Annotated in this window: 14 protein-coding genes and 1 pseudogene; 8 read left to right on the plus strand and 7 right to left on the minus strand. The window is 37.3% G+C overall.

Going from position 1 to position 19,477, the window contains the following annotated elements:
• Position 1: 1 nt before the first annotated feature.
• Positions 2-1,186 (plus strand): OmpA family protein, encoded by a 1,185-nt coding sequence (locus O1449_RS06135; protein WP_269228151.1) that lies wholly within the window; start codon positions 2-4, stop codon positions 1,184-1,186.
• 53 nt (positions 1,187-1,239) lie between these two features.
• Here O1449_RS06135 and O1449_RS06140 read toward each other — a convergent pair whose 3' ends face one another.
• Positions 1,240-1,857, minus strand: a complete 618-nt coding sequence (locus O1449_RS06140) for a TetR/AcrR family transcriptional regulator (RefSeq protein ID WP_005216664.1) — start codon at positions 1,855-1,857, stop codon at positions 1,240-1,242.
• A gap of 486 nt (positions 1,858-2,343) precedes the next feature.
• Here O1449_RS06140 and O1449_RS06145 point away from each other — a divergent pair, with 486 nt between their 5' ends.
• From O1449_RS06145 to O1449_RS06175, 7 genes and pseudogenes are all read left to right on the plus strand, one after another.
• Complete coding sequence (locus O1449_RS06145) at positions 2,344-3,303, plus strand: metal-dependent hydrolase (protein WP_420002233.1); 960 nt, start codon at positions 2,344-2,346, stop codon at positions 3,301-3,303.
• A gap of 303 nt (positions 3,304-3,606) precedes the next feature.
• Entirely contained in the window at positions 3,607-4,581 is a 975-nt protein-coding gene (locus O1449_RS06150; RefSeq protein ID WP_269239461.1) for a metal-dependent hydrolase, read from the plus strand.
• 38 nt (positions 4,582-4,619) lie between these two features.
• Positions 4,620-5,444 carry an SDR family NAD(P)-dependent oxidoreductase gene (locus O1449_RS06155; protein ID WP_269228149.1) on the plus strand — a complete coding sequence of 275 codons (825 nt, stop codon included), beginning with the start codon at positions 4,620-4,622 and terminating at the stop codon, positions 5,442-5,444.
• An 83-nt stretch (positions 5,445-5,527) separates the two neighbouring features.
• The gene (locus O1449_RS06160; RefSeq protein ID WP_269239462.1) at positions 5,528-7,048 is read left to right on the plus strand and encodes a flavin-containing monooxygenase; all 1,521 of its coding nucleotides are present in this window, start codon (positions 5,528-5,530) and stop codon (positions 7,046-7,048) included.
• Between the two features lie 94 nt (positions 7,049-7,142).
• On the plus strand, positions 7,143-8,018 hold the full coding sequence (locus tag O1449_RS06165) for a class I SAM-dependent methyltransferase (RefSeq protein WP_269239463.1): 876 nt from the start codon (positions 7,143-7,145) through the stop codon (positions 8,016-8,018).
• Between the two features lie 134 nt (positions 8,019-8,152).
• The gene (locus O1449_RS06170; RefSeq protein WP_269239672.1) at positions 8,153-8,854 is read left to right on the plus strand and encodes an IS1 family transposase; all 702 of its coding nucleotides are present in this window, start codon (positions 8,153-8,155) and stop codon (positions 8,852-8,854) included.
• A 27-nt stretch (positions 8,855-8,881) separates the two neighbouring features.
• Positions 8,882-9,339 (plus strand): annotated as a pseudogene (locus O1449_RS06175) (DDE-type integrase/transposase/recombinase); the annotation flags it as partial.
• A 28-nt stretch (positions 9,340-9,367) separates the two neighbouring features.
• On the opposite strand, the gene O1449_RS06180 reads toward O1449_RS06175, so the two are convergent.
• The 6 genes from O1449_RS06180 to O1449_RS06205 form a co-directional block, all read right to left on the minus strand.
• On the minus strand, positions 9,368-10,522 hold the full coding sequence (locus O1449_RS06180; protein ID WP_269239464.1) for a catalase family protein: 1,155 nt from the start codon (positions 10,520-10,522) through the stop codon (positions 9,368-9,370).
• Positions 10,523-10,770: 248 nt separating this feature from the next.
• Positions 10,771-11,886, minus strand: coding sequence for a tryptophan 7-halogenase (locus tag O1449_RS06185; RefSeq protein WP_269239465.1), 1,116 nt, complete (start codon positions 11,884-11,886; stop codon positions 10,771-10,773).
• Position 11,887: 1 nt separating this feature from the next.
• Entirely contained in the window at positions 11,888-14,911 is a 3,024-nt protein-coding gene (locus O1449_RS06190; protein WP_269239466.1) for a LodA/GoxA family CTQ-dependent oxidase, read from the minus strand.
• A gap of 418 nt (positions 14,912-15,329) precedes the next feature.
• Positions 15,330-15,623: a type 1 fimbrial protein gene (locus tag O1449_RS06195; RefSeq protein ID WP_269239467.1), complete on the minus strand. Its 294-nt coding sequence runs from the start codon at positions 15,621-15,623 to the stop codon at positions 15,330-15,332.
• 259 nt (positions 15,624-15,882) lie between these two features.
• Positions 15,883-16,899 (minus strand): fimbrial protein, encoded by a 1,017-nt coding sequence (locus tag O1449_RS06200; protein WP_269239468.1) that lies wholly within the window; start codon positions 16,897-16,899, stop codon positions 15,883-15,885.
• The gene (locus O1449_RS06205; protein ID WP_442865316.1) at positions 16,896-19,451 is read right to left on the minus strand and encodes a fimbria/pilus outer membrane usher protein; all 2,556 of its coding nucleotides are present in this window, start codon (positions 19,449-19,451) and stop codon (positions 16,896-16,898) included. The genes O1449_RS06200 and O1449_RS06205 overlap by 4 nt, the downstream gene beginning before the upstream one ends.
• Between the last annotated feature and the right edge of the window lie 26 nt (positions 19,452-19,477).

Genomic DNA, 19,477 nt, shown 5'->3' on the forward strand with positions numbered 1-19,477 from the left:
CATGAAATATCTTCACAATAATTTATATAAAATGTGTTCTTATTTTTATATCGGGGCTTCTGTTGGTTTACTTGCAGTAAGTACTTGTATATTTGCTGAGTCTGCATCTGAGCAACTTATTGTTGGGGAGCAAACCAGTTCTTTGGTACAAGATGTCAATCAACAGAAACCTTATAATCCTAAAGATAAGCAAGTTGCGGCATTACAAACACGTCTGATACCTTATTTAAAACCATCTGAAAATATTGCATATTATCAAGCGATAAAAGCCTTAACATGGTTAAGTTACGCTGCCCACGAAGGAAGTGAAAAGAGTCTAAGTTCTGCGAGAACTGAAGCACTTCAACAAGCAAAATATATTATTGATGCTTTAGAACAAGGACAAATTGAAAAATTTACGCTGACAACAGCTATTCTTTCTGATTCAAGTGTCATGCGCAGAGACCTTTGGGCAAATGCTGAATTATTAAAGCAAACTGAAGGTTTTTCATGTGCTCAGGCTGAGATTGCTCAAGCAGAAGTGATGTTGGTTTGGGCAGCAGCAGAACATTGTGAACTTGGATGGAGACACTCAAGAGAACTGTTTCTATCCGCTCAAAGTTTAATTGATCAATCAAATCTCAAAGCATCGGCGTGTAAGTCTGCAACAGTATTAGAATTACCTAAAATTAATTATCCATCTTTACAAGAATTGAATGGTGATGCTAAAGGTTGTCATGGAGTGAAAGGCAAGTGGCCAATTTGGTCGCCTGAACAGAAAGTTATCGCTGAACCACCAGTAGCTAAAGTTCCATCAAATGTACCAAATGTAGTTCACTTCGCCTTAGATCAATCAAACTTGTCAAAAGAATCGATTGAAGTATTGAATCAAGTTGTAATGTTCCTAAAAGACAATCCAACCTACACCTTGACTCTGTACGGTTTTACTGATGCTCGTGCAAGCGAACAATATAATTTGAAACTTTCCATGAGACGAGCACAGAGTGTACTTGCATACCTTCAACAACAAGGGATTCATTTAGATCGAGTTGCTGCTGAGGCAAAAGGCAAAAAACAAACAATTAACGATGAAAATCAGAAGTTTGGTCATGCATTAAGTCGTAGAGTCGAATTAGTCTATGTTGATCCAGAAGGTAAAGAGGTATCAACTTTCAAGCAACGTCAGGATATTCAAGTAGAAAAATAACTCTCTATTGAACAATGAAAGTACGTTAAAAAGAGAGCTTTAAAGCTCTCTTTTTAACGTTCAGCTTTAGCTAACTCTGCATCAATATAGCTAATAATCATGGTGCTTAAGCCTTTGACCATTTCATCGAAACTAATTTGTGGATTAGGCAAAATGAGATGTCGTGCCACATTAAAAATACTACTATTGATACTGATATAGGCTGTAACACTCAAATTGCTCACTTTCAAATATTTAGGGTGGCGCATCATGTATTTCATCAGAACTTCCATCAATGCCATTTCAATTTGTCCAATATAGCGTTCATATTTAAGTTCAGTTGCATATCGTAGACAGATGAGATAACGATCATTATCACGGGTAAGTAAGTCACGGAAAGTATAGAAAATCATTTCAAATAATGGTTCTAACTCCATTTCGACAATAATAGGTGTCAGTTCTTTAACCATGTCTAGAACTTCTTTGACAAATGATTTTGCCATTGCATCGTAGATTTCTTCTTTATTTTTAAAATATTCGTATAAAGAGCCGACGCTGACGCCTGCAATATCGGCGATGTGACGTGTTGTGGTTCCACTCGTACCATTTGTTGCAACAGCGATAAAGCCTGCTTCAATAATCGTATCTACTGTTACTTTTGATCGAGTTTGACGTGGTTTTCGAGTAGCCATAAATATTGTTATATAAATCCGAACATGATGTCAGATTAGCATGCTCTACATGGAAGTAAAAGATCAGCCTACATAATCCGAACAAATAAAATTACATACTTTTGAATATCAAGTTATGCAATGTAATAAAAATAATAATTTCTTTTATATTAATAAAAAATATAGATGACTTAAAGTTTTTTAAATCAAATAAATAATTGATATATATTATATTATTTTTAATTTTTCCCATTTGAATTTTTAATTTTAAATAAAAATTTCTAACTTTTTATGTTGATCATTACTTCATTAAATTGATTGTTTTACCCGAATTGAATCCGAACATAAGATCGGTTTACATTGTTTCTAGTAGGAAATTAGGTTCACAAAAATCTCCCGAATGTTTTTTCGTAACTCAAAGAATATGTAGCTATACGAAAAGAGATGAACCTGATTCAAAGAATGTAAAGGGCAAGTGACGCTCAAGTAAAGTAGGTAGGTGTAGCCATGATTAGCAACACATTAATGAAAGGTTTAAGTTTATTTAAATCTAACCCGATAACTGAGCAAATTGATTTTGCAAGTAAAAAAAGTATTCCCATTCGACATTTGGCAATTGGCTTTGAAGGCAAACAGGTCGATTTATCATTTTATATGAACAATCAATTCGCGACTATTTTCTTTGCTACGCTATCTGTATTTTTGACCTATGGTGAAGACTTAGTGATTGAAACTGCACGTCACCATCGTGATTTATTAAAAGATCCTATTTTAAGGCAGCGTGTGACGTCATTGATTGGTCAGGAAGCGATTCACTCAAAACTTCATAATGAGTTTAATGATGCAATTGTTGAGCTTGGCTATCCAGTGAGACTGTATCGTTTCTTGGGCGAGCAATTTTTTGATCATATCTTCTTAAAATTTCCACAACCATTAAAACTTTCTTTAATGGCAGGGATTGAGCATTTTACGGCTGTATTAGCTGAATACATGATGGCACATGAGCAAAACTTCTATTTCTCTGATGACGCTAAAACACGTGCGCTTTGGATGTGGCATATGTTAGAGGAGTCTGAGCATAAAGATGTCGCTTATGATGTTTATCAAACATTAAATGGTAATTATGCACTTCGGATTTCTGGCTTCTTCCTCGCGTATTTTACCATTCTTGGCTTAATTCCATTTGCGACAACATTCGTTCCTGTTTTACGTAAGCCTCAAGAAATGTTGACTGCAAAATTCTGGAAAGATGCAAAGCGTGGAGTCAAACTCGTTTTTAGTCCTAAAGATGGCGTTTTTGGTAGCACTCAAAGCCGTATTTTTGATTATCTACGTACTGATTTTCATCCTAATGACCATGATGCATCTGCGTATTTTGAATATTACGAAAAGAAATTATTGTCTGAAGGTGGTGCATTACATCCTTTCTTTGTTAAGGAATTTACACCTAAAGTTCAAGCTGCTTAATTTTGTTGGATAACTGACTGGTGCACAGCACAATAGTGATGATATGAGTTGGCAAAAAAGCTCAGATTCTTATGAGCGATTTGGTTCTTGTTGCCCATATTTTGCTCGTGCACTATGCAAGCAAGTTTTTCAGGAAATATCAATTTAAAAATTTTCTGAGATAAAAAAAGAGTTTTCATTGAACTTAAGTGTTTAACAATTGAAGTGTTAAATGTTGCAGAAATAATTTTATAGACAACTTTACCGTTTTAATTGCTATGTAACTCTTTGATTTTTATTTACTCTCGTTATGGGGATCACGTTATGGTCGCTCAAGTTATTCGAAGTGTCTTTTCAGACAAACTAAGTACTAAATATCAGGGAATTATTCAGAACTTTGCGAATAAATCACCGATTCCCATTCGCCATTTTGATTTTAAATTTAACCCAAATGAGTTAGATGAAAAATTTTTCTTAAATAAAGAATTGGCTACATCTTATTTTCATGCTTTATCAATTTTTCTAACTTTTGGTGAAGATGTTGTAATTGAAACAGCGCGTCATCACCGTGACTTTATTCATGATCCAATTTTGAAGCAAAGACTTACTTCTTTGATTGGGCAGGAAGCGATTCATTCAAAAATTCATAATCAGTTCAATGATGAAGTTTTGAAAGAGAATGGTTATCCCGTTGAGCTGCTACGTGCAATTGCCGCAAAAGTTTTTGATTATGGTATTTACAAATTACCACAGTCATTACAACTGTCATTGATGGCAGGAATTGAACATTACACGGCAGTGCTTGCTGAATTTATGATGCAGCATGAAGACTATTTACTTGGCTCACAGGATGAAAGACAACGTGCTATGTGGATGTGGCACATGTTGGAAGAATCAGAGCACAAAGATATTGCTTATGACGTATTCCTTGAATTATCGGGGGATTATTGGCTCAGAATTACGGGTTTTCTTTTAGCTAGTTTGACAATTTTAGGTGGCGTATCACTTGGCGGTTATTTGATGCCATTCTTACGTAAGCCAAGCAATTTGTTCAATCCACGCTATATGAAAGATGTATTAGAAAGTACCGCATTATTGTTTGGTAGTGAGCGTGGCGTGTTTGGTAGTAGCTTTATGCATATCTTGGAATACTTACGTCCTAGCTTTCATCCAAATGACCACGATACTACTGCGTATATGGCGTATTACAAAGAGCGGTTACTTAATCCTGAAACGGGATTATTGTCACCATTTTTCCTTAAAGAATTTGTACCACCTGTACGTGCAACTCACGCATAACTTGGGCCAAGTAAATACGAAATTACTGGAAAACAAATATGAAATTATTTGGTAAAAAAGTCAAACCGAGCCAAAAAGCATTTGCTGTAGTGACTGGTGCGGGAAGTGGAATTGGTCGTAGTTTTGCACTTGAATTGGCAAAGCGTGGTGGCACAATTGTGTGTTCAGACATCAATCTTGATGCGGCAAAAGAAACAGTAGCTTTAGTTGAAGCGCTAGGTGCAAAAGCCTTTGCCGTGCAATGTGATGTTGCGAAAGAAGAACAGGTTAATCAATTGGCTGAGCAAGCTGAACAATTGATGCAGAGCCCTGTCACTTTGGTGATTAATAATGCAGGTATTGGTCTTGGTGGTAAGTTCGATGAAATGTCATCAGAAGACTGGAAATGGTGTATGGACATCAACCTATGGGGTGTCATCTATGGTTGTCGTGCTTTTGTACCGAAGTTCAAAAAATTAGGTCATGGTGCAATCATTAATGTTGCTTCAGCAGCATCCTTTACCGCAGCACCAGAGATGACTGTTTATAACGTTTCCAAAGCGGGTGTACGTGCATTATCTGAAACTCTGTCAGCAGAACTTAGAAAGTCGAACATTAAGGTCAATGTACTTTGCCCAACGTTGGTTCCGACCAATATCATCAAAAATGGCAAAGTACCACATAAGGGTCTTTTAGATTATGCCTTGACTAATCTTGCATTTACGACCAGCGATAAAGTCGCAAAGTTGACATTGGATCGTTTAGACAAAGGTGAGCTTTATACCATCCCACAAATTGATGCCAAATTATTTTGGTTGATGAAACGTACTGCACCAAATTTATATGCAAAATTTTTGGGCACATCGTACCGTTTGATGAAATAAACCCAATCGGGTAAAAGATTTTGATGACTGAAATAAGATTGAAGATACATTTATTTCAGCGCAATAGATGAAAGGATATTTAAATGACCGCTCAAGCAAAAAAATTAAATTCTGCTGACAAAAAAGCATTACCTCCACACATTTACGATACTTTTATCGTAGGTGCTGGTATTTCAGGTATTGCAACTGCAATCCGTCTTGATCAAGTGGGTTACACCAACTACAAGATTATTGAAAAAGCGACGCGTGTCGGCGGCACATGGCGTGAAAATACTTATCCTGGTTGTGGTTGTGATGTTCCATCAGCATTATATTCATACTCATTTGCACCAAGCGCTAAATGGAGTCATTTATTTGCTCGTCAGCCTGAGATCTTAAGTTATTTAGAAGAAGTTAGCGAAAAGTTCAATGTAAGTTCAAAAATTGAATTCGGTACTGAACTCACAAATGCTGCTTGGGATAAAGAGCGTAATTTATGGGTGATTGATACGAATAAAGGTCAATTCCTCTCTAAAACAGTTATTTTTGCGACGGGTCCAATCACTGAAGCTCAGATTCCAAAACTTGAAGGTTTAGAAACTTTTAAAGGCGAAATGTTCCACTCAGCAAAATGGAATCATGATTACGATCTTACAGGTAAGCGTATTGCTGTTATTGGTACAGGCGCTTCTGCGATTCAGTTCGTACCCCAGATTCAGCCTTTAGCAAAAGAGTTATATGTATATCAACGTACAGCACCTTGGGTTGTACCAAAACCTGATACTGACTTAGGTGAAGTTAGTAAAGCATTGATTGAAAAATTCCCGTTTATCCAAAAAGCTTGGCGTAAAACGGTAGCACAATCACTCAATGCGATTAATTTTGGTTTACGTAATCCAGCGGTATTAAAGCCTGTGGGTGAGTTGGCGAAACTGATTTTACGTTTCCAAATTGAAGATGCTGAGTTACGTAAAAATGTAACTCCTAACTTTACGATTGGCTGTAAGCGTTTATTGTTCGCTAACAACTATTATCCAGCATTACAACAAGCTAATACTAAACTGATTCCACATGGTTTGGTCAAAGTGGAAGGCAACACTGTTGTATCCGCAAATGGTGAGCGTCAAGAGGTTGATGTGATTATTTGGGGTACTGGTTTTGAAGTTTCACATCCACCTATTGGTAAACGTGTTTCAAATGAGAAAGGTGAATGCCTGAATGATTTATGGAAAAGTAGTTCTCCAGAAGCATATTTAGGTACAAGTATTGAAAATGTACCGAATGCCTTTTTAATTTTGGGTCCGAACGTATTAGTTTATGACTCATTTATTGGTTTAGCTGAAGCGCAATTGGACTATATTGTGGATGGTTTGCTTAAGATCAAAGAAAAAGGTATTAGCAAGCTAAATATCAAACCAGAAGTGATCAAGAAGCATAATGATTTGGTACAGCAACATTTGAAGACGACAGTATTCAATGCTGGTGGCTGTAAGAGTTATTATTTAGATGCAAATGGTCGTAACTTTGCAGCTTGGCCATGGTCATTAAAGCAGTTAAAACAGCGTTTAAAACGTATGGATTTGAACGATTATCAAGTAACTTATCAAACTGAAAAGACAAACTAATCATTAGATAAGTGATAAAAGGGCAGTAAATTTTATCTAAGGATAGAATTTACTGCTTATTTTTTGCATGATAGAAATAAATTAGGAAAGAAATATGAAAGAAGGACAATCTAGCCGAACGGCGGAAGCAGCAGCAGCATTGCGCGCGAATCACTTTCAAAATGCTGAAAATCCAGTATTTTCTGATCCTTATGCCTTTGAATTAACGAGCAAAGGCTGGAAAAAATTATTAACAACGCCTCTGACCGTAAAAGTGATGAATTCCTCTATATTTAATCGAACACTTGGTTTATTAACGGGTCAAGTGGTGGGTCGATCACGTTATGCAGAGGATTTATTGCAGCAGGCTATCGAAGCTGGTATCCAACAATATGTATTGGTTGGGGCAGGGCTAGATTCTTTTACACTGAGACAAGCAAAAAAACATCCTCATTTAAAAATTTTTGAAGTTGATCACCCTGACACTCAAGCAGAGAAACAAAAAAAGTTGACTCAGCTCGATCAGGTTCCAACCAATGTTGAGTTTGTTGCAATTGATTTTGAACAAGAGTCGATTGCTGAAGCATTAGCAAAGAGCAATTTTCAAGTAGAACAACCAGCCTTCTTTTCTTGGTTAGGTACAACCCATTATCTTGAGCCACAAACGACACTTCATACCTTAAAAAGTATTAGCAGTATTGCTGCTGCAAAAAGTGAGGTGGTTATGGATTATTCAATTGATTATCGTGAATTATCTGGCGTAGAACGTTTTGGAAGTATGTTCGTTTCCCAATTCACACGGTTTTTAAAAGAACCCTTAAAAGGGCAATTTAGACCTAGAGCTTTACACCAAGCTGTAAATCAAATGGGCTATCAAGTGGCTGAAGATCTGTCTGGAGATGGTTTAAGCGAACGATATTTTAAAAATCGGGCAGATCATATTCGTCATACCATAGCGACACATATGTTGCATTTACGTTTAAAGGTATAAGTTGGCATCTCAAACTGCTTTAGCATATTTACTAAAGCAGAGTTAGGTTATTGAAATTTGGTGGTGTTTCAAAAATGGTGGTGTTTCAAAAAGTATGCTGAAAAAAACAAGCTGAACTTTGATAAAATAAGGAAATACAAATCACCCTACAAATCAAATGTCCAGCCTGCCTGAGTAACCGTATAAAGAAAAATGGCAAAAAAGTGGATGGCAAACAAAATTACCAATGTAAAGATTGCAAACGTCAATTTATTGGTGACCATGCACTGAGCTATCAAGGTTGTCATTCAGGTATCACGACAAAGATACTCCACTTAATGGTAAGAGGTAGTGGTGTAAGAGATATTGCAGAGGTTGAACGTATCAGCATTGGCAAAGTATTACGTACTTTAAGTCAATCAGAATATCAGCTTCATGCTCAACAAAGTTATTACGAATGTCTTGAAGTAGATGAGTTTTGGACGTTTGTGGGTAATAAGCAAAATAAAGAATGGCTGATTTATGCTTACCATCGCGAATCTGGAGAAATTGTTGCTTATGTTTGGGGTAAGCGGGATTTAGCAATGGTTCAACGTCTTAAAGCTAGACTTAAAAAGCTTGGGGTTCAATATACTCGAATTGTGAGTGATCACAGGGATATTTTTATCACAGCATTTCAATGTTGCAAGCAAGTGATGGGTAAGTTTTTTACCGTCGGTATTGAAGGTAACAATTGTAGAATTCGTCATCGAATCAGGCGTGGATTTAGGAGAAGTTGCAACTTTTCTAAAAAGCTCGAAAATCATTTTAAAGCCTTTGATTTGACTTTCTTTTACATTAATAACGTATTTGTTTAACGCCAGCATACTTTTTGAAACACCACCGATTTATTTAGTCGTCGAATTGTTTGTTGGCAAACCAGCCATCAAATAGACCGTCAATTGGTGTGTGACACATTTAATTATGCGCTTGCACGTCAAGGCTATCCAACGAACATCATGGTTCATTCAGACCAAGGCAGTCAGTACTGTAGTCGTGATTTTAGAGCACTATTATTAACGAATAATTGTATTCAAAGCATGTCACGCAGCCTTGCACAGTACACTGCTCATGCTGGGATAATGCAGTAACAGAAAGTTTTTTTCATACATTAAAAGGACATGTGGTGCATGGGAGTCTGTTTGCTACTCGAAAAGAGGCTAATGCTGTCTTGTTTGACTGTATTGAGATTTATTACAATCGAATCAGAAGGAATTCTGCAAATGGTTGGTTAAGCCCTGAAGCTTTTGAGCAGAAATATTTTAAGAATTTAGAGGGATCGGTTTTTCACAATACTGTCTAGGATCACTAGGATCAAATAAAGCCGATTTCTATTTAGGCTCTTGTCTCTGAGCAGAATTCATTTCATGTCTGACGATACTTATATTTTCGTATATTACTTTACGTAATCTATTTATCGCACCTAATGGTCTATGTTCAGGTAGAGAATGCCAAGGCGTAAATGAAAGGTTTTCACAAAATTTATTCTGATCAGGCGTATTAAAAACCTGTTGAGGAATATGAATGGTTGCAACTTTATAAAAAGGGGCCTTGTCTTCTTTCCATTCATTCATCGAATTTTCTACAAGCATTTTATTTGATGTTCTTGGTTGTATAAGAAATTCCATACATACATCTTTCTTATTTAAGGTATCTTGTAGAGCTGCCCTCAAAAAGTTAGGATCTGATTGGTTAGGCATAGTATTCGCATTTAGGGAGCAAGGTCTTGCCGAATACTTTACTGCTTGACGATTAGCACCTAATCCTAATTGATAGGGAACCATCGACCAATAGCGAGCTTGAACTGGATTCGATATTTTTGAATTGCTTGCTCCTAATGCGTTGAGTGTTCCTTTAAAACCTAATGCGAAAGGGATATGCAATTTTTTTAAAGTACTTTTGCTATTTGTATCTTCTATAAAAGATAAATAACGTAAAGGTTCATCTACGAAAAATACAGGGTGGTTGATCATAATGAAATCTTGAGTCAGCGCTTGCTCATCATTTTCCAAGATTTTTTTACCTGGGACGCCTAACAATTTTATTGCCATACCACGCGCATCTTTTTTATCATCAGCTCTTGTGGCATCACCAGAAGCATTAGAAAAACGAATCCATGCTGAATAGGTTTTATCAGGAACAAAAATTCCTTGAGCTAAGTTTTTGGGTATAGATTTTGATACATGAAACTCTGCACGTACGCAGCCATGCGCTTTGGGGTGTGCATCTCTCAATGCATTGCCAGAGGAGTATTGACTTCGAATTGATTGAACAATTTGCTCTGTAATTTGATTCGCTATGATTTCTTCGTCAGGCTGTAATTTTTCACCGAGTTCTCCTTCAATAGTTGGATAGGGAAGTTGATGCATATTCGTTATGGTTTTTCTTTGCTGAAGATTGTTAGAACAACCGCTTATGTTTATCAAAATAGGAGTCATGGCAAATAACAACAAACTGAAACGTATCGATGGCATATAACTTGACATTTACTTGCTCCTTATCCCATCGCAGCTATTGTTGAGTGCGATGGATCGATACACTTTGTGATAAAAGATGTTGTTATCGGAATTATTGCTATCCTGTATTTTAGTACATCAAAACTTGAGTAAGAATACAAGCTGTTCTTAGTTATTGATTTTATATTTAACTTTTATCGAAATATGGGTGTTTATAGATTATGTTTATGTCTGACTTTTAAAATATGCGCATAAAATCTTCGTTCATAACCACATAATCAAGTTGTTTTTGCTACGGTTTGGTGTGCTTGCCAAAAAGGGTTCTCAGTCCACCTTTGTTCTTGCTTGTATAGGAGGTAACGACGATTTTCATAAGTATTGATAATTTTATTAATTTCAGTGGTGTAGTTTCTGTGATTATTTTCATTATGCTCAGCAGCTAAAATAGCTTCTGCGGCCTTCATACCTGTATAAAGAGCATTGAACAGACCCTGTCCAGCAATAGGATCAAATGCAAGTAATGCATCCCCACAAGCAACCCAACCGTTGCCTATTGGCTGTTCCAACCAACTACTACGTACATCATGAGAGAAAATATCTTTACCAAATTCTAAATTGCCCAATAAATCGTATAAACCAACATTCTTAGAAATCAGATGCTCCCATTGTTTATTGTCATGATGAAATTGAGTAGCTGTTTTGGGGGTTGTATGGTATCCAATGACCCACTGGTGATCATTGATTTTACCTGTGTATACCCATCCATTTTGGCTGGCAGAAATAATGGTTCTGTTCAGTTTTACATTTTTCTGGGGCGTACAGGTACGGTATAAAGCAACCAATGGAACTCCACGGTAACGTTCAACCCCAAGAAGTTTAATCAATTTTGCACTGCGACCTGTTGCATCGACAATCCATTTGGAACGGATTGTTTTTCCATCTTCAAGTCTGATTTTCCATACATCATTATGTTTTTCTAGGGCTACAACATCTGATGGATAGAATCTCGCTCCGCTTAAGAGCGCTTCTTTTCTGAGTAGTTCATCAAAATTTTTACGATTAATTCTTAATCCAAAGCCATAAGGGTCATGGATAGAATCTGTGGTTGATAAGATATTACTTCCCCAAAAAGTCATATTACCGCCAACATGCTCAGAGTAGGTGGTATTGCTAAATTGATTCTCGGTTTTTAATTTTGCGGTTAGAGAAATAAGCCCAAGTTTATTAAGTAGGCGAATTGCTGCACTGGGCAGAGTCTCTCCAAATTTATGTGTTTTGTGTGCAGGTCTATCAATTAGAGTAACTGATAAACCTACTTGCGCAAGCTGTCTGGCCACAATGGTGCCAGCAGGACCACTACCTGCTATGCACACATCGACATCAAAAATTTCCATCTTAACGTTTTTGTACACGAACTGAACGGAATGCCAATAGCTGTTCTTGATCTGCCCATCCAGCTTTTTCTAATTCGGTCAGAGGTCGAGCTATATTTCGCAATAATGTGGTTGCATTTTCTGCCGCAGTTTTGAGTTGTCCCGCGATTAATGTTTCTACATAGATATATTCAGGAAGATCTGGATCATCTTTGATACCAGGACGTACCTCAACAATACCCAACTCATTAAAATGGGCAATCATGCGTAGCATCACTTCTGCTGTATTTGCGTCTTTAATTGCACGAAGCCAATTCAGACGTTGATTAAATGCTGCAATTCGTTCTTCTCTTGGCAAATCTAGGTTCATTACTTTTTGATAATCTTGTTCAGTTAATACATGGTTTGGAACTCGTGCAGCCCAGAAAGTTGGTAAATATGGATCAAAGTCTGGATCATAGCCTGAACGGCAGAATGCAGTATCACCTTGCCATGGAATTGCCATCCATCTTGTTATGCTTCCAGCCGTTTGGGCATATAATGGTCCATCAACCTGTTGTACTTTAATCGGAGTCATGGTCGAACCATAATAAGGCTCTGGTTCTGAACTTGGACGTAATCGAATACGGAAAGGGGCACTGTACATACTCGCATGACGCATTGGCCAAGTCATTTCACAACCTGGGTGGAATGTATCTGCCAAACAATAATGTAAAGCGGCTTGATCGAGCATATTTGGTTGTTGTGCTAATGGTACTTGATCAATTGATGTTGGTACTGTAGGCGTTTCAGTTGTCCAATCATTGATAAATTTACCATTTACCCAATGTTGTAAGATTCCTTGTTGTAGGCCTGTCATGGTGAGCATGTTACCTGTACCATTTTCAGGGAAGCTACCAAAAGCATCACCATAAATCCAAGGCCAAATATGTGGCCACGTCACTGGTTCAGCAACTGACGGTTTTAATGGTCTGAAGCTATGAAGAATCGCACGACGTAATTCGCTATATGGGTCCGGATCAGTAGCTTGTTCAGGTTTAAATGACAACTTGGTTAACAAAGACGGATTAGTGAAATCCATTGGACAACCTTTACCGAAATAAGCTGCAAAGCCTTTGTTTACCCACTGTAAGCCACCTAGACGTTGTAACAGAGGTAAAATGTCTTTAGTAAATGAAGGCATTTCAGGCATACTCATCCAGCCAGCATTAACATAAACATCACACATCAGGTCATACATTGTTCTCCAACTTACAACATCGGGTGCGTAATTGGGTGGAGCTACAACAACCCAAGCGGATTCAACAGGAATACTAATTCCATTAATTGACACCGTTGCTGTTACTGGACCATCTGAAGTGTCATCATACCAGTCATTGGCGTTGTTAAAGCTTGGTGGGTTTTCTGGGTCATATACAGGTGCATCAGTTGGTGAAGCTGCTTTCCCGTGTCCCCCTAAGAAAATTAAACGACCATTTTCATCAGTTTGAATCTCTCCAAGAGGTACCGTAACGGGCTGATCAGCAGCAGCTTGAAACGTACCTGTATCAAAACGATGTTCAGCACCACCTGATACATTACGACCAAAAATACTGCGCGGTCCTGGATCAATTGCTAATTTTTTACGATCTTTTACGGTTGGATTACGTAATGTAAAAGCATTATCTGGAGCATTCACAGCTTCTGGAATATCAAGCGCATATTGGAATTGATACCATTCGGCTTTACGATTCGCAACGTGTACAGTCCAAACAATATCTGCATTATCAGGAGTTAATTCGCGTACCACTTCGCCTGCTGCGTTGTAACCATAAATGCGAAAACGGGCTGCCTGTCTTTTAATTGCACCTGTAGCATCACGATAAGAATTAGGTTGTTGATTTAAATCGGCTGGTGCATCGACAACTTCAGGTCCGATAAAAAACTCGTTTATGCTATCACCAACCCGTGCAATTCCAATAGCAGGATGAATTGCTGCACGAACAATATCCGTATCAACAGCATTTGCAGGTGATATTAATGGACGAGGTGTGTCTGGTTCACCTTGTGGCACACCATTAACATTACGACGTAATTCTGCAGAGGCTGCATAAACCACACGGCGCGCATCAGCAATAGAACCGACAGGAGCATGTTCTGCTGTCACACGCCAGATATTCATTGCTAGATTTTCGCCGTATTCTGCTTGACCACGTGCGCTGGTATCTTGAATAGGAATAATAATATCCGCAACATGGATAGGTGGACTCAGATCTTCCGGCCAGACTACAGTTGCTTCATCTAAAGGCATTCGTTCTGGAACAGTTCTTAGCTGAATCATGAATCGAAAATGAGCTTCTGAATTTTTTAATCTAGTATTCAGGTCCGTGGCGAGATATGAGGGATCATTCGGTGAGTGAGTAGGGGGATCTAAATAGAATGTCGGTTCAATTTTATATTTGACATATTGATCTTCTCCAAAACGGAAAGGTAAACCGCTCCAATAAGGTGATGCCAACACACTTGCGACTGGTTTTGCCATTGCATCAAGCAATTCAGACGTCTTTGGGTGTGCCTTAAGATATGGATCATAATCCCCATCAACAACGCCAGCCTTGGTGAATTCGCACATATCTTTAGCTGTATCAACAAAGAATGCATCAAAGTTTTGTAAGATGAAGTCGAAGGTATCGGCATGAGGATTACCGAGTAATTTTTCCCCATCAACATCAAATAATTTAATCCCGATACCCAGTGTGGATTTATAGTCTGTTCGTGTCGGTGTGGTATCTGATGAAAATCGAATCCATGTTGGATAACTTTTGCCTAAATTTGCAAATAGACCAACACGCAAATTTTCAGGGAGATCACTACGAACAACGAATTCTGCTGCTGCCACACCGTGGGGTTTCAGAAATACAGGACGCATAGCAGGGCATTGACCTTTGGCAATACGTCCAGCTTGTACCATATCTACGAACATTGCTTTTAGAGATTCAATTGGGTCAGTAGAACAGTCTACACAAGGTACATTCTCAGACGTAATTGATTTTATTAGATGGTCCATATTTATCCCTTATTATTTTTAAAATTATTTATAAAGTATATTTCCGATAAGAAATTACAGAAAAGGGTTTATATGGTCAATATATGTCCTATAAAAACAGTTCTGTATTTTTTAAAATATTGTTTTTATTGAAATTATTTATTTTTGATCGTTTTTTTAAATCTGATAAGTTTTATTAAATAAAGAATTGATAATGATAATTGATATTGTTGTTAGCGCTAATAAAATATAGATTTTTAATTGTGGCACTAAATATTTGAGCTAAAATATTTTTTGATTATTTAGATAATTTTAATTAATTATTGGTTTTGTGCTGTTTTCTATAAAATATAATGATGGGTTTAAAATTAATATTTATGAAATAAAAAAATAAAATGCAAATTGGATCACATTTTATTTTTTATTCTGATATTTATTTTTAGTAATAATTAGCAGTTATAACTGTACTTTTTTGGTCAGGTAATTGTTCAATACTAATCTCAGTTGTATAGTTTTTCTGTGATTTGTTCTTTAAATTTTGGATTAAACTTACTATTTCTTCATTTTTCTTGTTTGAAATGTTAGCCAATTCACAGTCTTTGTTACTTTGATTTAAAGAGCATGTATCTTCAACAATACTTCCACTGATTTGAATGGTATTTGCTGAATAAGCCATCGAATTAAATGCAATTAATGATGAACCCAATAGAATTTTATAAATATTTTTATACATGAATATTTCCTTTATATAATGTATTTATTATTAATTAACATGAAATTTATTATTAAGGCAATATTGAAATTAATTATGATAAAAATATTTATTTAAAATGTGATGTATGTTTAATTTTTCTTGGGTAGTGATAATTTTGGCGTGTTTTTAATTGTATATACAGTATCAATATTTTTTATTTAGTGTGATTTATTTCAAATAAATAAAAACCCCAAGGCCATGACTAGATTTGGGGTTGGGTGAATTTGGAATTAAAGTTTTAATCGTACTGAATGGTAACCGTTGCCATCGCTCGTACAGTTCCAGCAGTGACAGTTGTTGCTGTTTGATAGTAACGAGCAGCTAATGGAACATTGTATTGAATGACTTCATTTGATTTAACAGTACCCAGCGCAAGTTTGTCGCCACGAGCAATCACCTTATTGATGTTTTGGTAATTTGAGATCAATTGAACCCCAACACCATTCGCTTTCGTTGCAGTCGGTGCGGTATTGGTTAAAACTTGGTTATTACTGCCATCTTGGGTGTAATCGAAGCTTAAACTAACCTGAGTTTTTTCTTCGTAACCTGTTGGGTTGATACCGCCATTACATAAGATATTCAGATCAAATACTTGTTCACCTTGAGTCGAACCAACACCTTTAAAACCAGATTTCATTACCGTTGGAAGCTGAACTGTTTTATTGATGTTGCCTTGTAGCTCACAGGAAGAAGAAGCAATAGTAATGGCGTTACCATAAACAGTACTGGTTAAAAATGGACGACTGTTTTGTCCAGTCACGTAATAGGTACTATATCTACCCGGAACAAGGGCACCAGATCCAGTTTGTGATGCTGTTTTAACAATCTCAACAACAAAGTAGCCTTGTGCTAAATTGTAAAGTGTTCCTGGTGATAGACTGCGCGAGTAGGGATAATATCCAGAGAAATTGGTTGCATTTTCGGCTTCACGATATAGTCGAATACCGATTCCTGCAATATTGGTTGAATAAATACTATCGCCTAAAGGACTAATTGGATATCTTTGCGATAAATCTGCGTAAATTCGATCAGCACTTGAATTACATCTTAATGTTGAGCCATTGGGATTGATTGGAAACGTTGCTTTACGCAAAATAGTCCCAACAGGATCACTTGGGCGCACAACCACGCGACCTACAGCCATAGAAATATCAACTGTACTGAAGCCTGGGCTGAGTGTACAAAATGCATTGGCCGCCGTATTAAAACCAAAACCTGCCGTAAATAAAGCACCAGTAATTAGAATTTTCTTCATTTACAAATTGCCTCAGTCATGATCATATTTTGTTGATTTTTATCTAATTGAGAACGAACATCATAGCTTATCTGACATTGCTCAGACGCTTCATCACCCCAGTTAACGTAAAGCGTATCTTGAGGTAATTTTGTTCGAACATAAATTAGGCTTCCTTGTGCAACCATGCCCACAGCTTCTTTATCTTTGTTATAGACTTGAGCAGCAAAAGGTAAACTTTCTCCATTTGCCTGTTTGCTTTGGATATAGATTGCATAACCAGTTTTTGTTGAAAAATCTACTTTTGCAATTGCACCTGCAAAGGGGGCAATACGTTGGCTAGTTTCCTCTAGTTCAACATTTGTAGACATGTTTTGAGGGTCAAGGGTAATGTCATTTAAACGATATGGTGTAACATAAGGAATAACAGCATAGCCCGCTTTATTAATACTTAAACCAACGGTATTACCGACTTTTGCACCTGCAGCGTCTGGTGCATAGACTAGAACCATGGTTTGCCCTTGATCTGGTCCAAATAAGATGCCTTGAGAATGTGCAACAATACTACCGCTTAAACTTAACATTGCTTGTTGATAGTCTTCTGCATAACTATAAGATCCGCCGACTGTTGCAAAATTAGTTCTATAACGACTATTGACGTTAAAGCTAGGATCATTGCGATCTTGGTGAGACATACTCGCACCGTAGCTGAAACGATCACCCACCACGCCACTTACACCCACAGTACGATTATTATCTGCAATGGTGGTATTCACGTTCGCAGAGTTTTTCTTAAAGCTTAGCGGGAAGGAGATTGTCGCTAAATATTCAGTATCTTGGTCACTACGATTTGAGCCGTATTCTATTTGGCGATTTACAGCTGAAATACCGTACGTAATACTCTGATAATTATTACTATAACCAATTTGGTACTGCTTAGTCGATTCGCTACGATTCCAATAATCAATCCATGAACCAACAACATAGACATTCCCCCAACCTTCAGGTAGTCCTTGGTTCAGCGTAATTTGGAACTCACTACGTTGTTTACCAACGGCATAAGTATTTTCGCCTTTTTCTTCAAGGTCACGAATTAAAATTGCATCACGAAGGTTGTAATAGTTTTCTGTAGAGTAGCGATATGCTGCAAGAGTTAAATTCGTATCCGTTGGAGCAATTAATTTACTGTAACTTAAGCGAAAACTCTGACCAGATTGGGACTCTTGTTTTTTGAAATCTGCTTGTGAGTGTGTTACGTCTAGAGAAATTGCACCTATTGGTGTAGCAAAAGCAGCTCCGACGAGTGCAGACCCATAATCTTCTGCTAATTGGAAACCAGTATATGCTGTTAAGTAGTTATTAACACCGCGCTGATATTTACCTTGCGTTACCCACGGCGTTAAATCTATATCTCGGTCGCGAAATTCACCTGCTGTGAGCGAGTAACGGCTTAAACCGGGACGTAGCATTTGAACAACTGAGGCATAAGGCACAGCGAATTTTTGAATTTCACCGTTTGATTCAATAACTGAAACTTCGAGTTCGCCGCCAAATCCAGTCGGATATAAGTCATTAATTTCAAAACGTCCAGGAGCTACAGTGGTTTGATAAATCAATTGACCTTGTTGTCGAATCTCAACTTTTGCGTTAGTTTTTGCATTACCACGGATCTGAGGCGCATAACCAGTCATACTGTTTGGCAGCATCCGATCATCACTAGAAAAATCGACACCACGATACCCAAAAGAATCAAAAATTTCGCCGTTAGTAAAACTATCACCTAAAGTGAGAACGCCACGATAATTTGGAAAAGCACGTTGGGCATAGCTACTGACAGCTTCGTAATTTGAGTCTTTTTTTTCTGATTCTTTGTTATCTTGCCACTGCCATTGACCGCTATGTCTAAACTGCCAACCACCGATGTTGGCGCCTGTTGTTAGACCAATAAAAGCATTTGTCGTTTCTTGTTGACCAGAAGATTTGTTAAATGTTTTATAAGCACTTCCGTTATACGACAAAAAGCCAGCATTAATACCTCGATCCCAGACACTCGGATCGACATAACCCTGCGCATTTTTTTGTAATGCGATTTGTGGAATAGAAACATCAATTCGTAGGCGTGAGGTATCAAAATCGTAATAAGCATTTTCTACCCACTCTTCGATTTTATAACACGCATTTGAAACTGTCGTTTCGGTACGATTGACCAAAACTTCTTGTTTTACGCCATATTCAAGTAATGAATTGGCGGTAAAACATGTGTAAGCATTTTGATTTTGTTCAGTAGAGCGAAAAACCATCCGTTTTTTACCAAACCAGTTTCCGTTGATATAAACATCAACGCTATATTCACCTGGTAGAACTGGATTGCCATATTTAAAACGTGAAATATCAACTTTTTTAGCATCACCCATTAAGAAAATAGAGTCAAATTCTGCTTCCATTGGTGCTTGTTCTTTTGTTTGTTCTGCTGAGTAAACAGCCATAGGCATCGTAATTGTAATTATCCCAGAAGTAAGGTAATAACAAATACGACGTTTAAGGAACTTAGCAGAAGCTTTCTTATTTGACATAATTCTTTCGCCTATTCAACGATAGG

This window comes from Acinetobacter sp. TR3, from assembly GCF_027105055.1.
In the GTDB taxonomy this organism is placed as follows: Bacteria; Pseudomonadota; Gammaproteobacteria; order Pseudomonadales; family Moraxellaceae; genus Acinetobacter.